Origin of the sequence: Tautonia sociabilis (assembly GCF_003977685.1) — a bacterium.
In the GTDB taxonomy this organism is placed as follows: domain Bacteria; phylum Planctomycetota; class Planctomycetia; order Isosphaerales; family Isosphaeraceae; genus Tautonia; species Tautonia sociabilis.
Genome location: NZ_RYZH01000002.1, coordinates 102,261 through 123,099 on the forward strand (window position 1 = coordinate 102,261; position 20,839 = coordinate 123,099).

Annotated in this window: 16 protein-coding genes, 2 pseudogenes and 1 riboswitch; of the genes and pseudogenes, 10 read left to right on the forward strand and 8 right to left on the reverse strand. The window is 64.1% G+C overall.

The features are described 5' to 3' along the window. Positions 1 to 166 precede the first annotated feature (166 nt). Positions 167 to 286, forward strand: a riboswitch (yybP-ykoY riboswitch). 92 nt (positions 287 to 378) lie between these two features. From TsocGM_RS01590 to TsocGM_RS01605, 4 genes are all read left to right on the forward strand, one after another. Then, positions 379 to 1,374, forward strand: a complete 996-nt coding sequence (locus TsocGM_RS01590; protein ID WP_126723565.1) for a sodium:calcium antiporter — start codon at positions 379 to 381, stop codon at positions 1,372 to 1,374. Positions 1,375 to 1,533: 159 nt separating this feature from the next. Beyond that, on the forward strand, positions 1,534 to 2,259 hold the full coding sequence (locus TsocGM_RS01595) for a sulfite exporter TauE/SafE family protein (protein ID WP_233578168.1): 726 nt from the start codon (positions 1,534 to 1,536) through the stop codon (positions 2,257 to 2,259). 50 nt (positions 2,260 to 2,309) lie between these two features. Further along, positions 2,310 to 2,681, forward strand: a complete 372-nt coding sequence (locus TsocGM_RS01600; protein WP_126723567.1) for a YkvA family protein — start codon at positions 2,310 to 2,312, stop codon at positions 2,679 to 2,681. A gap of 72 nt (positions 2,682 to 2,753) precedes the next feature. After that, positions 2,754 to 3,071 (forward strand): hypothetical protein, encoded by a 318-nt coding sequence (locus TsocGM_RS01605; protein ID WP_126723568.1) that lies wholly within the window; start codon positions 2,754 to 2,756, stop codon positions 3,069 to 3,071. Between the two features lie 403 nt (positions 3,072 to 3,474). On the opposite strand, the gene TsocGM_RS01610 is transcribed toward TsocGM_RS01605, so the two are convergent. Genes TsocGM_RS01610 through TsocGM_RS01620 form a run of 3 tightly spaced genes read right to left on the reverse strand, consistent with a single transcriptional unit; the run spans position 3,475 to position 9,261 of the window. Further along, complete coding sequence (locus TsocGM_RS01610) at positions 3,475 to 6,669, reverse strand: efflux RND transporter permease subunit (RefSeq protein ID WP_126723569.1); 3,195 nt, start codon at positions 6,667 to 6,669, stop codon at positions 3,475 to 3,477. Positions 6,670 to 6,679: 10 nt separating this feature from the next. Next, a complete protein-coding gene (locus tag TsocGM_RS01615; RefSeq protein WP_126723570.1) occupies positions 6,680 to 7,933 on the reverse strand; it encodes an efflux RND transporter periplasmic adaptor subunit in 1,254 nt (417 codons plus the stop codon). Beyond that, positions 7,930 to 9,261 carry a TolC family protein gene (locus TsocGM_RS01620; protein ID WP_126723571.1) on the reverse strand — a complete coding sequence of 444 codons (1,332 nt, stop codon included), beginning with the start codon at positions 9,259 to 9,261 and terminating at the stop codon, positions 7,930 to 7,932. The genes TsocGM_RS01615 and TsocGM_RS01620 overlap by 4 nt, the downstream gene beginning before the upstream one ends. A gap of 208 nt (positions 9,262 to 9,469) precedes the next feature. On the opposite strand from TsocGM_RS01620, the gene TsocGM_RS01625 reads away from it, so the two are divergent. Together TsocGM_RS01625 and TsocGM_RS01630 are read left to right on the forward strand one after the other, a co-directional pair. Next, a complete protein-coding gene (locus TsocGM_RS01625; RefSeq protein WP_126723572.1) occupies positions 9,470 to 9,703 on the forward strand; it encodes a hypothetical protein in 234 nt (77 codons plus the stop codon). 593 nt (positions 9,704 to 10,296) lie between these two features. Further along, positions 10,297 to 11,706: an IS4 family transposase gene (locus tag TsocGM_RS01630; protein WP_158633331.1), complete on the forward strand. Its 1,410-nt coding sequence runs from the start codon at positions 10,297 to 10,299 to the stop codon at positions 11,704 to 11,706. Between the two features lie 32 nt (positions 11,707 to 11,738). Here the strand turns inward: TsocGM_RS01630 and TsocGM_RS28090 are convergent, their stop codons facing one another. Continuing rightward, positions 11,739 to 11,999 (reverse strand): transposase, encoded by a 261-nt coding sequence (locus TsocGM_RS28090; RefSeq protein ID WP_233578170.1) that lies wholly within the window; start codon positions 11,997 to 11,999, stop codon positions 11,739 to 11,741. A gap of 35 nt (positions 12,000 to 12,034) precedes the next feature. Here TsocGM_RS28090 and TsocGM_RS28095 point away from each other — a divergent pair. Next, positions 12,035 to 12,148, forward strand: a pseudogene (locus tag TsocGM_RS28095) (IS5 family transposase); the annotation flags it as partial. Between the two features lie 60 nt (positions 12,149 to 12,208). On the opposite strand, the pseudogene TsocGM_RS28100 reads toward TsocGM_RS28095, so the two are convergent. Both TsocGM_RS28100 and TsocGM_RS01640 read right to left on the reverse strand, forming a co-directional pair. Next, positions 12,209 to 12,418 (reverse strand): annotated as a pseudogene (locus TsocGM_RS28100) (transposase); the annotation flags it as partial. Positions 12,419 to 12,853: 435 nt separating this feature from the next. After that, positions 12,854 to 14,860: a YjhG/YagF family D-xylonate dehydratase gene (locus TsocGM_RS01640; RefSeq protein WP_126723574.1), complete on the reverse strand. Its 2,007-nt coding sequence runs from the start codon at positions 14,858 to 14,860 to the stop codon at positions 12,854 to 12,856. Positions 14,861 to 15,079: 219 nt separating this feature from the next. On the opposite strand from TsocGM_RS01640, the gene TsocGM_RS01645 reads away from it, so the two are divergent. Both TsocGM_RS01645 and TsocGM_RS01650 read left to right on the forward strand, forming a co-directional pair. After that, positions 15,080 to 15,355: a GlsB/YeaQ/YmgE family stress response membrane protein gene (locus TsocGM_RS01645; RefSeq protein WP_126723575.1), complete on the forward strand. Its 276-nt coding sequence runs from the start codon at positions 15,080 to 15,082 to the stop codon at positions 15,353 to 15,355. Between the two features lie 35 nt (positions 15,356 to 15,390). Continuing rightward, positions 15,391 to 15,792 (forward strand): DUF4112 domain-containing protein, encoded by a 402-nt coding sequence (locus TsocGM_RS01650; protein WP_126723576.1) that lies wholly within the window; start codon positions 15,391 to 15,393, stop codon positions 15,790 to 15,792. A gap of 100 nt (positions 15,793 to 15,892) precedes the next feature. On the opposite strand, the gene TsocGM_RS01655 is transcribed toward TsocGM_RS01650, so the two are convergent. Continuing rightward, entirely contained in the window at positions 15,893 to 17,251 is a 1,359-nt protein-coding gene (locus tag TsocGM_RS01655; protein WP_126723577.1) for a DUF1501 domain-containing protein, read from the reverse strand. A 61-nt stretch (positions 17,252 to 17,312) separates the two neighbouring features. Beyond that, complete coding sequence (locus TsocGM_RS01660; RefSeq protein ID WP_126723578.1) at positions 17,313 to 19,898, reverse strand: DUF1549 and DUF1553 domain-containing protein; 2,586 nt, start codon at positions 19,896 to 19,898, stop codon at positions 17,313 to 17,315. A gap of 278 nt (positions 19,899 to 20,176) precedes the next feature. Here TsocGM_RS01660 and TsocGM_RS01665 point away from each other — a divergent pair, with 278 nt between their 5' ends. Further along, a complete protein-coding gene (locus TsocGM_RS01665) occupies positions 20,177 to 20,770 on the forward strand; it encodes a GbsR/MarR family transcriptional regulator (protein ID WP_126723579.1) in 594 nt (197 codons plus the stop codon). The last annotated feature ends 69 nt before the right edge of the window (positions 20,771 to 20,839 follow it).

Below are 20,839 nucleotides of genomic sequence, written 5' to 3' on the forward strand. Positions count from 1 at the left end.
CCGGGCCTCCTCCGGAGTGCCGACGCCTTCAGGATACGCGGCGACCGGTGTTGACTGGAAGGTCTGCCGGAGTCCGACTTTCAGAATGACCGACCGGTCACGCACGCCGTTTCCCGAAATATGTTTAATATATCTATTGGATATTCTGTTCTATTGTTCTATATATATAATAATCATTGGGGAGTAGTAATTCCGCATCCAGGCGGGAGCCTGCATCAACAGACTTGGCTGCTTCGGCACCATGGTGCAGGCGATAGAGAAGGGCCGACGCGGTTCCTCCCTATCCGGCGAGACCTTTGACGTCGATGCTCTTACCGGCCGGGTGGGCGGCATCGTTGCGTCATTGGCTTAACCGCTCGCCCGGCATATTCGTGCTCGATGATCGTCTCTATTGTCCTGTTACTCGCCTGTGCGGCCGTGATTTACGCGAGCTGCGAGCTGTTCGTCAACGGGGTGGAATGGCTCGGCCGCCGCCTGAACGTCGGAGAGACGGCGACCGGCACCCTGCTTGCCGCGTTCGGCACCGCCCTGCCCGAAAGTGCCGTCACCTTCGTGGCCGTGATCTTCGGGGCGACGGCGGCCCAGAAGGAAATGGGCGTGGGCGCCGCCATCGGCGGCCCCCTTGTCCTGGCGACGATCTCCTACGCCGTTGTCGGCCTCGTACTGCTGGTGTCCGCACGCAAGCTCAATCGGCGGGACGCCGTAATAATAACCGAGCAGCGGCGATTGAGCCGGGATCAGGGATGGTTCCTGAGCATTTTCATCTTCAAGATCGCCCTGGGGCTCGTCGCCTTCGAGGGGAAACGCTGGCTGGGATTGCTGTTCCTGGCGGCCTACGCCGCCTACGTCTGGAAAGAGATGACGCACCGCGGCGATAATAGCGAAGAAGAGTTGGAACCGCTTACCTTCAGTAGGCGCTCGAGCAACCCGCCCCTCGGCATCATCCTGCTCCAGACGCTCGGAGCACTCACCTTGATGGGGATCGCGTCCCATTACTTCGTGCATGAGATGGGGGCGATCGGCCCATGGCTCGGGCTCTCGCCGCAACTGGTCGCCCTGCTGATAAGCCCGATCGCGACCGAGCTGCCCGAGACGATGAACGCGGTGATCTGGGTGCGCCAGGGGAAGGAAAAGCTGGCCCTGGCCAATATCTCCGGTGCCATGATGATCCAGGCGACGGTGCCGAGTGCCCTGGGCCTCCTCTTCACCCCGTGGCTGCTCGACACACCACTGATCGTCGCGGCCGTCGCCACGGCGGCCGCCGTCGGCATGCTATATTTGGGATTCAGGCATAGCCACGTCAGCGCATGGGCGTTGATTCCTAATGCCTTGGTGTACGGCATCTTCGCGGCGGGCGCATGGGTGCTATCGTAAGAGGGCCTGCCAAAACCCTCGGTGTTGACGGAGAGTCCCGCGAAACACCGAAATTGCTACGGCTTTCGGAAAATTTTGCCAGGCCATCTAAGATAATATTAATTATATTCACATATTATAGATAATATGGACGCCACGATATTCCTGGAGCAGGCCCGGATGCCGATGATGTGGGCGGTCTTACTATTCTGCGGCTGGCTGGCGGCGAGCGTCTCGGGGGCGGCGGGCTTCGGCGGTGCCTCGCTGCTGCTGCCGGTGCTGACGATGACGGTCGGCGCCAAGGCGGCCGTGCCGGTCCTAACCATCGCCCAGCTCCTCGGCAACCTGTCGCGTGTAGGCTTCGGCCGGCGGGACATCCGCTGGCGTCCGGCCCTGCTCTTCAGTGCCGGGGCGATCCCGGCGAGCATGATCGGCTCCCGCCTGTTCGTCGATCTGCCCTCGTCCTTCATCCTCCGGCTGATCGGTTGCTTCCTGCTCGCCGTGGTCGCCATGCGTCACACGCGGTTTGGCAAGCGGAGGATTCCCGAAAGGCTGCTCGTTCCCGCTGGGGCCTGTGTCGGGTTCCTATCGGCCATCGCCGGGAGCGCGGGGCCCCTCGGGGCGGCGGTGTTCCTGGGCCTGCAACTGCCGGCGCAGGCGTATGTGGCGAGCGAGGCGGTGACGGCGGTGCTGATGCACCTGACGAAGAGCGTGGTCTACGGGCGGTACGCCGCGTTGGGCCTCGCAGACCTCCTGCAGGGCCTTGCCCTGGGCGGGGCGATGGTGCTCGGCTCGTGGACGGGACGGAAGCTCATCGACCGGATGCCGGAGAGGGGATTTGCCCTGCTCGTGGAAGCCTTGTTGCTCGGCTCGGCCGTCGCGTTGATCGCGGGGAGCGGACGATAGCTATGGTGTTAAAAGGGGATGATAGCACGGGCCCGAGACCGCCGGCCGGCATGGCCGAGCGCATCCGGCGGCTCAAACTGGAGGTGATCGCGTTGGGCCTCGCCTGCCGCGATCCTCGCGTCCCTTGGTACGCGAAGCTGATTGCGGGATGCGTGGTCGGATATGCCCTGAGCCCCATCGACCTGATCCCCGATTTCATCCCGGTCCTCGGGTATCTCGACGATCTCGTGGTCGTTCCGCTCGGCATCGTGCTTGCGTTGCGGATGATCCCGCCCGAGGTGATGGCCGACTGCCGGGCGCACTCCGGCTCGGCGGTGGCCGACCGGCGGCCGGGCCGGGTCGCCGCCGGCGTCATCGTCGCGGTGTGGCTGCTGCTCTTCGCGGCGGGCCTGAGCCTCGTCCTCTCCGCCGCGAGAAGCTGACACGACCCGGACATCCGAGCTTGACCGAGCTGACTCCCTCTCTGAGAATGAACGCCCGGAGGGGGATCTGGAATGCGGCGTCTGGCGATCCTACTCAGCCTGCTCGCGGCCGTCACCGGCACGCCGCTCCGGCAGTCGGAGGCCGCCGCGGACCTGTCGCGGTCGCTCGCCTGCCTGTTCCCATCCGACCATCTCGGGTCGCCGGATGGCGGGGTGGGGGACGATTCCGGCGAAGTCGCGCTCACCGAGATGCACGCCGACTTCGCAGGCGACGCCTTGCTCACAACGGACCCCTTCTTCCTGCCCCCCGCCCTCGGCATGCCTATCCCCTCGCCGGACGAGGCCGAAGGGATGGCGGAGCGAGTCTGGTGGCCGACCGCTCCGCCATAGATCCGACATGCCTGGCTGCAAATCTTCCTGTTTTGATTTCGCCTCCGGATTCGCGTCTCGCCGACCGCGTCCGCCCAGGGTTGCGTGTCGGTGACCATCGCCGCGTCCCGAGAGATCCGACTCACATAGGAGGATTCCCATGCATCCCGCTCCCGCCCCGCGACTTTCCCGCGGCTTCACGCTCATCGAATTGCTGAGGCCGCCCTGCGCCCCGGAGCTCAACCCGATCGAGAACCTGTGGCACTACCAGCGCAGTCACCACTGGACGTATGAACCCAGCATCACTGTGAACGGAAATACTGCAATTTAGTTATATCAATAAAGCCACATAAATAGCAAATGAGGTTACAGAATAGTAACGGGCAAGCCATCTGACAAAGCATATCATTATATTTGACAGCATTTATTCCTCCTTCGCCCTATTCCATCCCCGGTTCGGTGAAGATGTAGCGTGGCTGGACGGTATTATCGCCTTACGTCTTGCAAACATCCCATACAGCGCAGGCAGCACCAGAAGCGTCAGAGCCGTTGAAGACAGCACACCGCCAATTACAACCGTCGCTAGTGGGCGCTGTACTTCCGAGCCTGCACCCACATTGAAGGCCATTGGCAGGAAGCCAAGGCTTGCCACCAGCGCCGTCATCAGCACCGGGCGGAGGCGGCTAAGTGCCCCATCTAAGATAGCCTGCTCCAACAACATGCCTTCATCCATCAGCTTGCGGATGAACGAAACCATCACCACGCCGTTCAGTACCGCAACGCCGGAGAGGGCGATGAAGCCTACACCCGCAGAAATTGACAGCGGAATACCCCGCAGCCATAGCGCCAGTATGCCACCTGTCAGGGCCAGCGGCACGCCGGAGAACACGATGAGCGCATCCCGGGTGGAGTTGAACAGCGTGTAGAGCAGGAAGAAGATCAGCGCCAGCGCCAGCGGCACCACCAGCTGCAGACGCTTGCCTGCTGAGATCAGCTGCTCAAACGTGCCGCCATATTCCACCCAGTAGCCGGGAGGCAATTCTACCTGATCGCGCACGGCAGCCTGTACATCGCCGATGAAGGAACCCAGATCGCGCCCGCGCACGTTGGCAGTAACTACCACGCGCCGTTTCCCGTTCTCACGGTTGATCTGGTTAGGTCCGATGGCGATATCGAAATTTGCTACCTCTGCCAGCGGCACAAATCCCGCCTGCGTTTCACGGGCGCCTTCACGGTTGGGCAGGGCTACGGGCAATGCTTTGAGCGCGTCTATCTGGTTACGCAGAGTCTCCGGCAGGCGCACCACAATATCAAAGCGCCGGTCACCCTCGAACAGCTGTCCGGCAACCTTGCCACCCAGCGCAATGGTAATAACCTCCTGAACATCGGCGATGCTCAGGCCATAGCGTTGCATTGCTTCCCTGTCAGGCACGATGGAGAGCAGGGGCAGACCGGTGGCCTGCTCAATTTTGGTATCGGCCGCGCCTGGTACGGTTTTCAGCACAGCTTCGATCTGCTTGCCCGAAGCCAGCAACTGGTCAAGGTCGTCACCATAGATTTTCACCGCCACATCCGAGCGCACGCCGGAAATCAGCTCATTCATACGCATCTGGATAGGCTGGGTGAACTCATAGTTGTTCCCCGGAACTTTGCGCACGGCTTCTTCCATTTCAGCCACAAGCTGCGCTTTGGGTTTCTTGGGATTGGGCCAGTCCTTGCGGTCTTTGAGGATAACAAAATTATCAGCAACGCTCGGAGGCATGGGGTCGGTAGCAACTTCCGCCGTGCCTAACTTAGCCATGATGCGATCCACCTCCGGAAGGTTTTTTACCACCTCCTCCAACTGCGCCTGCATGCCGACAGCCTGCGTCAGGCTGGTGCCGGGAATACGCAGCGCATGCAGCGCAATATCGCCCTCATCCAGATTGGGGATAAATTCGGTGCCCATGCGCGTGGCCAGCAACCCGCTGGCCGCTACCAGCGCCAATGCCCAGATGGCCATCGTCTTGCTATTGCGGAGGGCGTATTCCAGCAGCGGGCGGTATTTATCGTATGCCCAGCGCATCAGGCGGTTTTCCTTCTCTTCCACCTTGCCGGTCACAAACAACGCCACGCAGGCCGGTACGAACGTAAAGGATAGCATCAAAGCCCCCATCAGCGCCGCCACTACTGTGAATGCCATGGGATGGAACATTTTACCTTCCACGCCCGTCAGCGCGAAGATGGGGAAATACACCACGGTAATGATGATCACACCGAACAGGCTGGGCTTCACCACTTCTGCAGTGGCTTCCGCCGCCAGAGCAAAACGCTCATCCCGCGTCAGCATGCGCCCGAGCTGGTGCTGCGCCATACCGAAGCGCCGCAAACAGTTTTCGATAATGATCACCGCCCCGTCCACGATCAGGCCGAAATCCAGCGCGCCGAGGCTCATCAGATTACCAGATACGTGGTTTTCCACCATGCCGGTAATGGTCAGCAGCATGGAGAGCGGAATCACCGCCGCCGTAATCAGCGCTGCCCGCAGGTTGCCCAGAAGCAGGAACAGCGTTGCTACCACCAGCAATGCCCCTTCGATCAGGTTCTTCTCCACCGTCTGAATGGTGCGATCCACCAGCGCCGTGCGGTCATACAGCACATTGGCGCTCACGCCCTTGGGCAGGCTCCGGTTCACGTCCTCCAGCTTCTCTGCCACCCGCGCCGCCACGTCGCGGCTGTTCTCGCCGATCAGCATGATCACGGTGCCCAGCACCACTTCCTTGCCGTTCTGCGTGGCCGCGCCGTTGCGCAACTCCTGGCCCATCAGCACATCGGCCACATCGCCAATGCGGATGGTGATGCCCTCGCGCCGATCCACGATAACGCGCCGTATATCCTCCAGCGACTGCACCTGTCCCGGTACACGGATAAGGTACTGCTCGCCGTTGCGTTCGATGTAGCCTGCACCGGTATTACTGTTATTGCGTGCCAGCGCGGCGGTAATATCGTCCAGCGTCAGATTGTAAGCCAGCAAACGGACGGGATAGGGGGTGATATGGAATTGCTTGCTATAGCCGCCGATAGTATTGATTTCTGTCACCCCTTTAAGGTTGCGCAGCTGCGGGCGCACGACCCAGTCCTGTAATTCGCGCAAGTCCGTGGCTGTCCACGTGCTGCCGTCCGGTCTGCGTGCATCCGGGTCAGCATCCACCGTGTACATGAAGATTTCGCCCAGCCCCGTGGCGATAGGCCCCATGCTCGGCTCCAGCCCGTTCGGCAACTGGCTCTTAGCGGCCTGCAGCCGCTCATTGATAAGCTGGCGGGCAAAGTAGATATCGGTACCGTCCTTGAACACCACCGTAACCTGACTTAAGCCATAGCGTGACAGCGAGCGCGTGTAACTCAGCCCCGGTAAACCCGCTATAGCGGTTTCAATGGGATAGGTGACCCGCTGTTCGGACTCCATGGGGGAGTAACCCGGTGCTTCGGTGTTGATCTGCACCTGCACGTTGGTGATATCCGGCACTGCATCGATAGGCAGGTACTGGAAGTTGTAAGCACCGAGCATGCCCAGCGCCAAAGTGAAAGCCAGCACCAGCCAGCGCTGGCGGATGGAAAAATAGATGATTTTCTCAAGCATGGCTAAATCCTCAGTGGTCGTGGCTGGCGCCGGATTTATCGATATCAGCTTTGATCAGGAAGCTGTTTTCAGTGACATAATCACTGCCAGGTTTAAGCCCCTCCAGTACCTCTGCGCGCTCTGCATCCTGTAAGCCCAGTTGCAGCATACGCACTTCATAGGCGTCGCCGACCTGTGCAAATACCACGGTAAAGTCGCGGAAACGCTGTAAGGCACTGGTTTTAACGGTAAGCGGGGCTTCCTTCTCAGCCAGTGTTACTTCCCCGCGCACAGTAAGGCCTGTACGCCATATTCCGTCCGCATTATCCAACGCCGCGCGTGCCAGAACAGACTGGCTGTCCGTATCGGCGACCGGCGGTACTGCGGTAATGACCGCTTCTGCCGTTGCATCATCCTGCATGCTGGTGATCTTCACCTTTTGTCCCGGTTTCACCTTGGCGGCATTACGCGGGAACACGTGGAACTCCACCCATACCGTGGATAAATCGGCTACTTCATACAGCGGCAACTCACCTGCCACATCGCCGATATTACCATTGCGTGCAATGATCACGCCGCCGATAGGGGATTTGACCGGATACGGCTGCAAGGTTTCATTGCTTTCCATCAGTGCCACCACTTCACCGGCTTCCACTGCATCCCCCAAATTCTTGCGCATTTCACGCACAACGCCGGGGAAGCGCGCCTTAAGCTGTGCCATGCGGTTGGGGTCGGGTACGATGTGTCCGCTTAACGGTAGGATTTCGCTTATCAAGCCCGGTCCGGCCTTTTCAGTCTGGATGCCTGCAGCTTTGGCAGCCTCCGGGGTGATGGTTACCCGGCCCTCATAAGAGGAGAATTCCCAGTGGTGCTTTTCATCCTTGCGGCTGGCATCCACGGTCACGTCGAAGGAGTGAGGCTCCGTCACAGTTGCGCCGCCGTCCAGATAGTCGCCCTTCGGTGTAAACTGGAAGTCGTTTACCTCACCGTCAAGGCGCTTAAGCGTTATTCTGGCATCGACTTCTTTCGGATCGAGGGGTTTATCGTCCTCATAGGCATAAAGGTGGAATTGGGGCGGGGTATTATCCTCAAAGATAGTAATTTCAACCGCGAAATCGCCATCCCGAAGCATCCGCCCGCGATGCGGCCCGCGCTCAAAGGCCTCTGCTTCCTCGCCATGCTCGCGGCTCGCGGTTTTATGTTCGCCGTTACCGGTAAATAGCAATGCAGCGCCGACAGCGACAGCCAGCCCGATCAGCCACGGAGATTTAAGGGAAATAGTCATTTGGATTCTCCTTTAGCGGCCAGCAGGCCCAGATTTTTTGCCATCAGAAGCTCAACGCCTGCTTTTGCAGCGTGGTAATCTCGCAGGGTCTCGATATATTGCTGCTTCGCGTCGAACAGGCCGCGCTGCGTGTCCAGTACGTCCAGATACAGGAAACGCCCCGCAACATATCCCTCACGTGCGAGCCCAAAGGATTTTTGTGCTGCTGGAATAACCCTTTTTTTCAGCGTATTGGCCTGATTGTAGGCGCTCTGCATACGCTGGCTGGCTTTCTCCAGTTCCATGCCATGCACATATCCTGCCTCCCGCATTTTTTCTTCCATCAGCTTCACGCCATGCCGTGCTGCCTCGATATTGCCGCGATTGGCGTTCAGCACAGGAATGGGTACTGCCAGGCCAACGGTAAGAGCGCGACCGTTCACGCCGCTGATCTCCGTTATCCCTACGTCTATGCGGGGGTCAGGCAGGGCGTTGGCCCGCTCCAGTGACAATTTCTGCCGCGATTGCGTTAGCTGCTGATCATGCCAGCGCATCTCTGGCGTATCTTCCGGCAGGTTCGTATCCTCGGGCTTGGGTGGCTTTGCAAGGCTGTAAAAACTCTTGGCAGACAGGCTGGTACTCAACTTCGTCTCCCCCATGAGCGCCGCCAGTGCCTTGCGCGACGATTCAAGGTCGCGCTTGGCGCGGTCATAAGCGATATCCGCCAGCGACAATTGCATATCGGCGCGATTCTGCTGGATCTGCGGTGCCGCCGCCGCCGCCACACGCTCGGAGATGGACGATAACACTTCCTTAGCCAGTTTTCTTCGCTCTTCCGCCAGTGCGACATTCTCCTGCGCTGCGATGACATCCGCATAGGCGATGGTGATGTCATGGATAAGCTCCAGCGCCGCATTCTGGTATTCCAGATCGGCGATGAGGACCCCGCTGCTGGCGATGCGCTCCCGCTTATTCACCTTGCCGCCTGATTCCACCACTTGCGACAGGCCGTAGAAATTCTGGCGCGGGTTGACGACGCGGTATTGCTTATTGCCGCCGATGAACTGCGAGTTCACGGACAGTTCAGGATTTTTCAGCGCTCCCGCCTGCTGCAACTCGCCGCCTGCTATGCCGCGCGCACTCTGGAACATGGCCAGTCGCGGCGATTGGGCCAGTCCAATATTCAGGGCCTTTTCCAGCGTCAGGGTTTTGCTGTCCGCTTTCTTGGGGGCGGTCTGCGTCAGCTCACTGCTGTCCGCTATTTTTATGGCCTCGTCCTGTGCTATCGCCAGGGAGGGCAGGCAGGCAGCCGCAAGCAGCAGCGTGGCCCGGATTCGTAATGTCATCATGATTCGCTCAATTCCAAAAAGTACGCGTACAGCTACGCCCAGGGCGTAGGCCAGAAGGGCCGTAGGTCAGGAATTAAGCGTGTGAAGGGGGTTCGAGCAGGGGTTTGACGGAGTCAAACGTGGCAAAGTCATGCCATAGTTGGGGAGCCGGAGACTCTACCCAAGCGGTCGGGGAAGGAGTAATATAAAAGGCAACAGGGCTCACAGCATGGTAGTGCATATCGCCGATGTCGGCAGCCAGATCATTGCTGGAAGAATCTTGCCCATCAGCAAGCGCATCATGGTCGGCATCGCCATCATGATGCTGTCCCGCCTGTGCCAACACGCCATGTTCGGCGGCATGGCTATGATAGCCCGCTGCGTTAGTCAGCAGCAGTGCAATTGCCATGAAAATGCGGAATCCATTATTGAACATACAAATACATTATATCAAACCATGTAAATAAAACAATAATTTTGAAAGATTTCATTATTTCCTGAGTATAGCAAGGCCAAAGTCATTAGAAAAAGTTTTAGGAATTACGTACCGCGTCAGGCTTGCGTTTGTGAACGTCATCACCTTCGTGGGGGCGTAGTAACCCCTGTTGTTAGCGGTTTTAAGTGCGACCGCAAGGCACTCCCCGACTCGGTCGGGGAGGCACTGGCGTATGTCTAAGGCGAAACCCAAAGGCCAATGGGACCCTTCACACGACAGGTTTACTCACTGCTTGACACGATCGGGGAAACCATAATCGTTCGCATCCTTGGATTTAAGGATAGCAGCATACTGCGCATCAATTTGTCATCCTAACGGACAATTGGCGACTACGGGCACGAAGGCGGTCGGCAGTTTCTCTCTTCTCATCCCAAACCGGGCGAAGGTTTTTTAGCACCAATTCGCCATCTACCAGCCTGTACTTCCGGCTGCTGCCGGACGACGCCAACGCCCACGGCGAGGACACGACGGCCTTCCTGGCGCAGTTGCGGGGCGAGATCCGGGGGCCATGACGTTCGTTCCTGTGGGACCAGAGCAAGATCCACGAGCGATCGGCGGTCGTGAATGCGTACCTGGCCCGTCACCCGAGATCGTCGCCGAGGACTTCCCCGGCTACGCCCCGGTGGCCAACCCGGCCGCTGGCGGGTCTCGATCAAGTTATCCGCCCGGAAGACATTCGACAATCGCTGACGGCGACCGGCCGGGTGAACAAATCTGATTGCGTCCTGACCTTCGAGGTCATCCTCCGGGTGGTGCTCGCGATGGGGTTGTTGACCGACCTGCCGATCCGGCAGGTCTTCAAGCACGCCCGACGGCTCCTCCCGGGTGAGGAGTCGCCGGGCCGTTCGAACCTCTGCATGGCCCGACGGCGGCTGGGAGTGGCGCCGGTGCGGCACCTCTTCGGCCGGGTCGTCCGCCCGCTGGCGCCGCCCGAGACGCCGGGGGCGTTCTACCACGGGTTGCGGCTGATGGGCATCGACGGCGTCGTCCTCGACGTCCCCGACTCGGCCGCCAACGCCGCCGCCTTCGGCCGCCCCTCGGCGGGGCCGCGCGGCGATGGGGCCTTCCCCCAGGTCAAGAAGCTCAGCCTCGTCGAGTTGGGCACCCACGTCGAGGTCGCCTTCGTCGTGAAGCCCTGCCACAGCGACGAGCGCGCGACGGTCGCCGGACTGCTTCGCCACCTCGGACCGGGGATGCTCCTGCTCCTGGACCGGGCCTTCTTCAGCTACTACCGGTGGCGGCAGTTGGAGGCCCGGGGGGCGAAGCTTTTTGCTCGGGTCGTCAGGTCGATGATCCTGCGACCGGTCCGGGTGCTGGCCGACGGCTCGTACCTGGCCAAGGTCTACCGCCGCCCCTACGACCGGCTGAAGGACCGCGACGGCATCCTCGTCCGCGTGATCCGGTACACGCTCGACGACCCGCAGCGGGTCGGCCACGGCGAGGAGCACGTCCTGATCACCGACCTGCTGGATGAGGCGGCGCACCCGGCGATGGAGTTGATCATCCTTTACCATGAGCGTTGGGAGGAGGAGTTGGTCTTCGACGAGCAGAAGACCCACCAGGACCCGCGGCGGGCGACCAAGCCGGCGCAGCTGCGGAGCGAGACACCCGCCGGGGTGATCCAGGAGATCTACGCGCTGTCGCTGGGCCATTTCGTGATCCGGTCGCTGATGTTCGAGGCGGCCGCGACGGCGGGGCTCGACCCCGACGCGCTGTCGTTCACGGGGTGCTTTCAGATCCTGAAGTGCCGGCTGCCGGAGTGCGACAGCAAGGCGCCCGCGTCGTTCGAGGCGTGGTATCGGGGCGTGCTCTGGGAGATGCAGACGGAGCGGACCGACCCGCGTCGCAACCGGATCAACCCCCGGGTGATCAAGCGGAAGATGTCGAAGTGGAAGAAGGAACGACCTGAGCATCGACACCTTCCGCCCCTGAGGAAAGCCTTTCCAGAGGCAGTGGTTATGCGCCGTTGAACGGTATTGGGCCAAGGGCCTGTCTGACAGGCTCATCGAGCTAGCTCTCGCAGGAAGAGGGCGATGGCCGCGACATGGACGACCGACAGGTAGGTCTCGGCCAGCTTCTCGTACCTCGTGCCCACCCGCCGCCACTCCTTCAGCCGGCCGACGCACCGCTCGATCCAGTTGCGCCGCCGGTACGCCGCCCTGTCGAAGGCCCGCGGCCGGCCCCGCTTCGGCCGCCAGCGCGCCGGCCGCTTGCGGCTCGGAATCATGGCCCTGATGCCGCGTCGCCGTAGCAGGCCCCGCACGTCCGGGTCGTCGAACCCCTTGTCCCCCGCCAGCCGAGCCGGCCGATCATGCCCTGGGCCGGTCGCGCGGCGGGTTCGGCACGAAGCTGCACCTGATCGCCGAGTGTGGTCGGGGCCTGCCGCTGGGCTTCGCGTTGGATGCGGCGGAGGATGCGCAGCCAGGTCCCGTCCTTCTGCCAGCGGCGGAACCGCTCGTAGGCGGTCTGCCAGGGGCCGAACCGCTCGGGGAGGTCGCGCCAGGGTATACCCGTGGCGGCCCAATAGAGGACGCCGCTGACGATGGTGCGATGGTCGGCCCAGGCGCGGCCGCGGCTCGGCGCGGGCATCAGCGGCTCGATCAGCTCCCATTCGGCGTCGGTCAGATCGTGGCGACGCTCATGGCGGCGCTCCGTCCGGTGTGCCGAACCGCCAGGTATCATACTACTTCCGCCCTGTCAGACAGGCCCTAGGTTAACAGCCTGCCGTGCGTCGAGCTACACCCAAAGTTAACAGAAAAGTTAACAGGCGCGAGAGAGGGCCATGGTTAACACGGAGGCGGCGATGTAAGTATTTTCTATCAAAGACTTTCCGCAACACGAAGATCGCGATAATCTGTCCAGGCACCGCACTGGAAATGCCGTGTACGGGTCAAACCGTACCGAGGGTTCGAATCCCTCCCTCTCCGCTGAAACCAAACGGGCGACACGGCTTATGGCTGTTCGCCCGTTTTTCGATTTCTGTTCGGCCCTGCCCGGCGTTCGGCATCGGGGGGCAGTGGGCTCGGATGCCAGGCCAGGGGGAAGCCCGCTTCGATAACGCAATGACGCTCGATCGGTCCAGGAGGAGCGGCTCGAGGAACGAGGGGATCCGATCGATCAATCCGTCGGCAGTGAGTGGCGGTTGGAGATGGGCGTCCCGATGGCGGCGAGGATGGCGGCCGGGTCGTAGACGCAGCCGCCCCAGGTGCCTCCGCCGAGCGTTTGGAGGGCGGCCCAGAGGTGGGTGTCGTCGGGGAGGTCCGGATCGGGGGCGAGGTCCGGATGCGGGAGGCGATCGCGGAGCACCTCGGCTCCGCGATCGGGTCCGAACTCCTCGCCGTCGTGGCCAACGAGGTCGACTCGGCCGACGAGTCGGGTGCGGTCGATCTCGATCCGGATGAGGTCGCCGTCGCGCACCCGGCCGATCGGTCCGCCGGCCAGCGCCTCGGGGCCGACGTGGCCGATGCAGGCGCCGGTCGAGACTCCGGAAAAGCGGGCGTCGGTGATCACGGCGACGTGTTTGCCGAAGGGCAGGTGCTTCAGCGCCGAGGTGATCTGATAGGTTTCCTCCATGCCAGCCCCCATCGGGCCCCGGCCGATGAGCACGATGACATCTCCGGCTCGGATCGGGTCGCCCCCCCCCTGCCCCTTGATCGCGGCGATGGCGTCGCGCTCCCGGGTGAAGACGCGGGCCGGGCCGAGCTTGCGGTAGACGCCGTCCGGGTCGACCACGCTGGGATCGATCGCGGTGCTCTTGACCACCGAACCGACCGGGGCCAGGTTGCCCGTGGGGAAGGTCACGGTGCTGGTGAGTCCCCGATCTCGGGCGACGGCAGGGGGCATGATCACGTCGTCCGGATCCACGCCATCGAGCCGGTGCAGCGCCTCGCGGAGCCGGCAGCGCCGCTCGCTGGCGGCCCACCAGTCCAGCACCCGGGACAGCGGGACGCCAGCGACGGTTTGAACGCCCTCGTCGATGAGCCCGAGGGAGCGGAGGTGGAGCATCACCTCGGGCACCCCCCCGGCGAGAAAGGCGCGGACGGTCGGGTGATCGAACGGGCCGTTCGGCAAGACGCTGACGAGCCGGGGAACCCGGCGATTGACCTCCTGCCACTCCTCGACCGTCGGCCGGGTCAGTCCGGCGGAGAAGGCGATCGCGGGGAGATGGAGCAGGAGATTGGTCGAGCCACCGAAGGCGGCGTGCACGGCCATCGCGTTGCGGACGGCGGCGTCGGTGAGCACGTCGGCCAGGGAACGGCCCCGGGAGGCCATCGCCGAGGCGGCTCGGGCCGACCGCCGGGCCATGTCGAGCCAGATCGGCTGCCCCGACGGGGCGAGCGCGGCGTGGGGAACGGTCAGGCCCAGGGCTTCGGCCACCACTTGCATGGTGGCCGCGGTCCCGAGGAACTGGCAGCCGCCCCCCGGCGTGGCGCAGGCTCGGCAGCCGAGATCGGCGGCCTCGGCCAGCGAGAGCTCACCATGCACGTAGCGCACTCCGATCGTCTGGATCTTCCCCGCGTCCTCCCCTCGGGATGGGGGCAGCGTCACCCCTCCTGGGACGAAGACGCAGGGGAGCGACTTCGACCCGGCCAGGGCCATTAGCATGGCTGGCGCCCCTTTGTCGCAGGTTGCCACGCCAATGACTCCCTTGCGGCGAGGAAGCGATCGGATCAGCCGACGCAGGACGATCGCCGCGTCGTTGCGGTACGGCAGGCTGTCCATCATGCCCGGAGTGCCCTGCGTGCGCCCGTCGCAGGGGTCGGTCACGGCGCCGGCGAAGGGAAGCCGACCGATCGAGCGTAACTCCTCAGCGGCCGCCCGGACGAGCAGACCGATCTCCCAGTGGCCGGTGTGATAGCCCAGCGCGATCGGCCGACCGGCGTCGTCGCGCAGGCCGCCTTGCGTACTGAGGATCAGGAACGGGTCGGCGGCGGTTGTCGACGGCTCCCAGCCCATGCCGGCGTTCTGGCTCAGGCCGAAGAGGTCACCCGAGGGCCAAGATCGGAGCATCTCGTCGGTCAGCGGCAGGGAGCCGGAGGGCCCGTCGGCCCGGGTCGCCACGTCGAGGACCTCGGGGGGGGAATCGACGATGGCGGTGAACTCGGGAGACTCGGTCCAATCCATGGTTCGACACCTGGCGGAACGTGATGGTCGTTGGCTCCCCTCTGGTGGAAGGGGCCCGCCCTCCAGGATACCGAGGCGGGTCGGACCTCGCACGAGATTGGCACGCGGTCTGCACTCAGAACGGATCAAGAGAAGACGCGGCGATCGCCGGGGCGGGCATCGGGGCTCAACCGGCGCGCGGAGTCGACCGGAATTTACGACTGGAGGTGGACCGTGGAGATGATCGGCAGCATCATCGGCTGGGCGTTCTTCGGGCTGATCGTTGGTGCGCTTGCGAGGCTTTTGCACCCGGGCCGGGACGCGATGGGATTGCCGGCAACGATGATGCTGGGCGTCGTCGGCTCGCTTGTCGGCGGGGGTGTCTGGTACCTAATCCGGGGCGGGTCCGAGCCGTTCAGTCCCGGGGGGTTCCTTTCGGCGTTGATCTGCGCGATCATCCTGCTGGCGATGGGCCTCTTCGCGAGGGAATCCGCCGCCCCTGCTCGACGGCGATGATCGTCCCCTCGACTCCGCGACGGAGGGAGGCTCCGATGCCCACGAGGAATGCGACCCGGGTCGAGCCGGAGCGGATCGAGCCCGATCGCGACCCGGCCGACGCGCTGCTCGAGCAGCTCGCCTGGCTGTTGGATGCGAAGTACCGGATCCCCGGCACTCCGATCCGGTTCGGCCTCGACGCCATTGCCGGCATCGTGCCCGTCCTGGGGGATCTTCCCTCGGGCCTCGTTCAGGCCGGGCTCGTGGGGATGGCGATGTACTACTACAAGGTGCCGAAGTCGGTCGTCGCCCGCATGGTCTTCAATGTTCTGCTCGACACGACCGTCGGCTCGATCCCTGTTCTTGGCACCATCTTCGACGTCGGCTACAAGGCCAGCCTGAAGAACGTCACCCTCCTCCGAGAGGCTGCGGCCGGAGGGGGAGCACGACGGCGTTGAGTCCATCGGCTCGAGCGGTTGCCTCCTGACGCGATGAGGGCCCGATCCGGCTCCCGGATCGGGCCCTCATCGTGTCGAGAAGGAGGGGTCGACGGCAGGCTCAGGAGAGCAGTTCGTCCACCGGACGGCCGCCGTCGACCAGCCGGATGGGCTGGCCGTCGGGAGTCAGGAAGCGGTGGTCGGGATTGATCCCCAGGGCGGTGTAGAGCGTCGCCGCGAGGTCGTTGGGGGTGACGGGGCGGTCGCTCGGCAGGTCGGCGATCGCGTCGGTCGCCCCCAGGACGAGTCCAGCCGGCATACCTCCGCCAGCGAGCAGAACGCTGCTGGCGCGGCCGTGGTGGTCCCGACCGGCGTTGTCGTTGATCTTCGGCGTGCGGCCGAATTCCCCCATCACCACCACGAGCGTCTCGTCCAGGAGCCCGCGATCGGCGAGGTCGGCGATCAGGGCGGCAATCCCGCGGTCGATCGGCGGGGCCAACGTGTCCTTGAGCATTGGGAAGTTGTTAACGTGCGTGTCCCAGCCGACCGGGCCGGAGCCCTGGTCGTTGACCGTCACGAAGCCGACCCCCGCCTCGACCAGCCTCCGGGCGAGGAGCAAGGACTGACCGAACTGGGTCCGGCCGAAGCGTTCGCGAACATCGTCGGGCTCGGCCTGAATGCGGAACGCCTCCTGGGCGGCGCTGGAGGTGAGCAGGTCGTAGGCCTGTTCAGCGAAGGTGTCTCGGCTGGTGGTCAGCGGCGTGTCGACGACGGCGTCGGCCGCGAAGCGGTCGAGGGTGGCGACCATCTCGCGACGGCGGCGCAGGCGGTCGAGCGTCAGCCGATCGGGAGGGGTCAGGTCTCGGACCCGGAAGCCTGGTTGGTTCGGATCGCCAGCGACGGCAAACGGGTCGTAGGCCGGCGTCAGGTAGCCGGAGGAGGAGAACAATGGGGCGGAGGGGATCGCCGCGTAGGGCGGCAGCGTGTTGTTCGAGAATCCTCGGACCTTGGCCAGAACGCTGCCAAAGCTGGGGTAAACGAGCGCCGGGCTCGGCCGAGAGCCGGTGAGCATATGATGCGAGGCACGGTCGTGCTCGGCCTCGGGCGAGGTGATGCTGCGGATGAGCATGGCCCTGTCCAGGACCTTCGCCAGCTCGGGCAGGATCTCGCTGATGCGGACGCCCGGGATGCTCGTCTCGATCGGAGCGAACTCGCCGCGGACGTCGGCCGGAGCGTCGGGCTTGGGATCCCAGGTGTCGATGTGGCTTGGCCCGCCGGAGAGCCAGACGAGGATGCAGGACTTCGCCCGAGGGGTGCCGGAGAGAGTCGGCTCGGTGCCGTAGACGTCCTCGGCCCGGGAATGGGCGCGGAGCCTCAGCACGTCGTCCAGGCCCAGCCCCAACGCCCCGAGCACCCCGACCCGGAGCAGGGCCCGGCGGCTCGGTCCGAGGCACGGTCGGTTCCGGTCGCTTGATCGCATGGCGGGGCCTCCACCCCGATGCCCCGTCCCGGGGATCGGGGCCGTTCGGGACTCGATCGGATCAATGATTGAACGCGAATTCCCGACAATTCAGCAGCGCCCAGAACAGGTCCTCGCTCGCCTCTCGGATCGAGTCGGCCGACTCGATCAGCGCGGACCAGTGCTCGGACTCCTCCTCCGTCGGCTTGCGGCAGAGGGTGCGGAGGTAGAGGTTCTCGACAATCTCGCCCGGCGTCGGGTCGAATTCGAGGAGGCTGGCGAGGTAGCCGTTGAACCGGACGATCCGGTCATCGATCTCGCTGCCGCCGATGAGCAAGAGGGCCTGGCGGAGACTCAACGTCGGCGTCGCCACGGGGGAACAGCCGCCAACCCGGGGGCATCGGCCGAAGGTATCCAGCAACGTGCTCGCGATGGCCGGATCGTCGACCTGGACCGCCTTCATCGTTGTGACCGTGCCCCGCCCGCCTCCCCTGACGAGGCTGAAGCGGAGTTCGGTGTCGGTCGCCTGGGCCAACGCGTCGGCCATCTGGTACGCCGAAAGGGGGCGGGGCATCTGGTGCGAGAAGAGCCGGGTGTCCTGCTCGTTGCCGGGGACGGGGGTCGAGGACAGGCCGTACGCCTCCGACGTGGCGACGGTGCGGATCAGATGCCGGAGGTCGAAGTCGTGGGCGACGAAGTCGGCCGCGAGGGCGTCGAGCAGTTCCGGGTGCACCGGAGGGTTGCCGGCGCTCAGGTCGTCGGCCGGTTCGGCCAGCCCTCGGCCGAAGAACTGGGCCCAGACCCAGTTGGCGGCGGCCCGGGAGAAGTAGGGGTTGTCCGGCGCGGTCATCCAATCCGCCAGGGCGATCCGGGGATCATCCCCTGGTGAACACTCGACGGCCTGCCCCCCGGGCAGAATCGGATCGGCCTTCTCGCCGGTGCGGAGGTGGGTGATGAAGCCGTCCGGGTTCACGGTGACGAGCCCCGCGTTCATCATCTGACCGGGCCTCGGGGAGGCTCGTCCGACCTTGGCGAAGAAGGCGGCCAGGCCGTAGTAGTCGTCCTGGGTCCAGACGTCGAACGGGTGGTCGTGGCACTGTGCGCAGCGGAACCGCTGGCCGAGGAACCGCTGGGCGGTCAGCTCAGCGCGTTCGCGAGCGTCCTGCCCTTCCAGGGCGTAATTCACCGGGCCCCCCTCCAGCGCGCTCGGGTCGCCGAGCGCGGTGAGCAGCTCGCGAACGAACTCGTCCCAGGGGCGATTGGCGGCGACCTGCGCCTCGACCCAGTCGTTGTAGCGGTAGACTCCCTCGGGGAAGCGGGCCTGGCTGATCTGGAGAAGGTCGCCGATCTTATTATTCCAGAAGTCGACGAACAGGGGTTCTTGCATCAGGCGGTCGACGAGCTTGGCCCGCTTCTCAGGATCCTCGTCCTCGAGAAAGGCCCGAATCTCATCGGGGCGGGGTTGCTGGCCGGTCAGGTCGAGGGTCGCTCGGCGGAGGAAGGTCGCGTCGTCACTCGGAGGGCTGGGAGGGACCTTGAGTGATTCGAGCCGGGCGAACAGGTGCTCGTCGATCAGGTTGCGCCGGGGCAGGGAGTCGAAGTCAAACTCGAGCTCCGGGTTGATCAGCGTCGCCAGGCGGCTGGAGATGACGGCCGTCTTGTAGCGGACGATCAGGTCGGTTTCCGACCGACGGAGGAGCTCGGCCCGGCCGTATTCGTCGACCGAGGCGGTGGTGTCGTCCTTGACGTCGAAGCGGGAGAGGCGGGTCACGTCTCGCTCGTGCCCGTCGGCGAATCGGGCGACGACGCGGAGTTGCTGAGGCCCGGGGGCATCAAGGCGGACGTCCTGGGGATGGACCTCGACGGCGACGATCTCGCCATGCCCGCTCCCCCGCCGCTCCGGAGCGCCATCGGCGATCCAGTCGAGGAGCGTCCGATAGGAGTCGGAGTCCACCGGGAGGGCCCGTCCCCCCCCGTGGGGGACGCGACCGGACGCCTTGCGGAGCAGCAGGCTGAACTCGGGGTCGAGCAGGGCGAGGCGACGCCCCCCCGAATCCCGGGTCAGCGCCTGGTGGTCCCGCGACGGGTCGTAGCCGAAGAGCGAAAGATGGAACCCGTTCTGGCCGGTCGCCTTGCCGTGGCAGCCGCCCCCATTGCAGCCGAACCTGGTGAAGATCGGCACCACGTCGACCGCGAAGTTCCAGGGCCGATCGCTCGACCCATCGACGACCAGCTCGGCGGTCGCCTCCGACCCGTCCGGTGCGATCGCCGTCACGGTCGCTTGCCCGGGGCCGATCGCCCTGGCGTAGCCCCCGGGCCCGATCTCGACCACCCCTTTTGGCTCGACCCGCCAGGAGACCTCGGCGGTCAGGTCGGCCGTCCCTCCTTGCTCCCCTTCCGTCGAGACGAGGAACTGGAGCCCTTCGTCGTCCGGCAGGAGCGTCGCCCGGCTCGGTTCGATCGAGACGGAAGACACGGCCGGGGGCTCGGGAGCCGGAGGACCGGCCTCCTCGCCGACGACCTCGGCCAGGTCCGTCCCCCCCTGCTTGACCGGAACCGTCGTGATCGGCTCCTCGGTCGGAGGATGCGCCGGGGGGCCGCCGCAACCGGACAGCAGGCCGACGACGATCAGGGCGACCCAGGATCGTCGCGTCGCTCGGTCTCGCATCGCTCGTCCCTCTGGATCCTCCGGACGTCCGACGCGCCCAGGACGTGCAGCGGGGGGCACGGGGTGGACTTGGCCCGGTCGGTCATTCGTTCCTGCAATCCTAATCGTGTCGGTGAATCGCCGCAAGGAAATCCTGACACCCGTCAGAGGATGCGGACAACCTTCGGCGCCCTGACGATCGGGGCACCACGTCCCGCCGGTCCGCTGCTTGACGTTGCCGACCGGATCGATATGATCGAACAGATGTTTCTGACGAGACCGAAACGGATGAATCTCCCGTGGAACTGACACCCGCTGCGCTGAAGTTCGTGTTGCACTGGGGGGAGATGGGCCAGGCGTGGGGGATCAACCGCACGATGGCTCAGGTGCATGCCCTCCTGTTCATCTCGCCCGAGGCGCTCGACGCGGCGACGATCAGCACGCTGCTGGGGGTCAGCCGCTCGAATGTCTCGACCAGCCTCCGGGAGCTGATCACCTGGGGAGTGGTCCGTCGCGTGCACGTGATCGGCTGCCGCTGCGACCGGTTCGAGGCGTTGAAGGACGTCTTCGAGACCTTCCGGGTGATCATGGCCGAGCGGAAGCGTCGCGAGATGGATCCGACGATTGCCCTGCTGGAGCATTGCGTCGAGGAGGCCAAGGCCGCCGGGGAGCCCGAGGCGTATACCCGGGAGCAGCTTGAGAAGATGCTCGAATTCACCCGGCTGGTGACGACGTTTTACAGTCACATCGACCGGCTTCCCATGCCCGCCCTCCAGGCGCTCTTCAAGGGAGGGGCGACGCTCTCCCGCCTTTTCGGGGGGGGAGGCGGCTCGCCGAGCAGGTCCGGTTCGGGGCGAGAGACGGCCACCGTGGGCTCCGGCGCCGAGGATTAGGGCCGGGCCGATGCGGTGAGAGACTGGAGTCGGGCGCGCTGCTCGAACGCCGATCGGGGACGGAGTGGT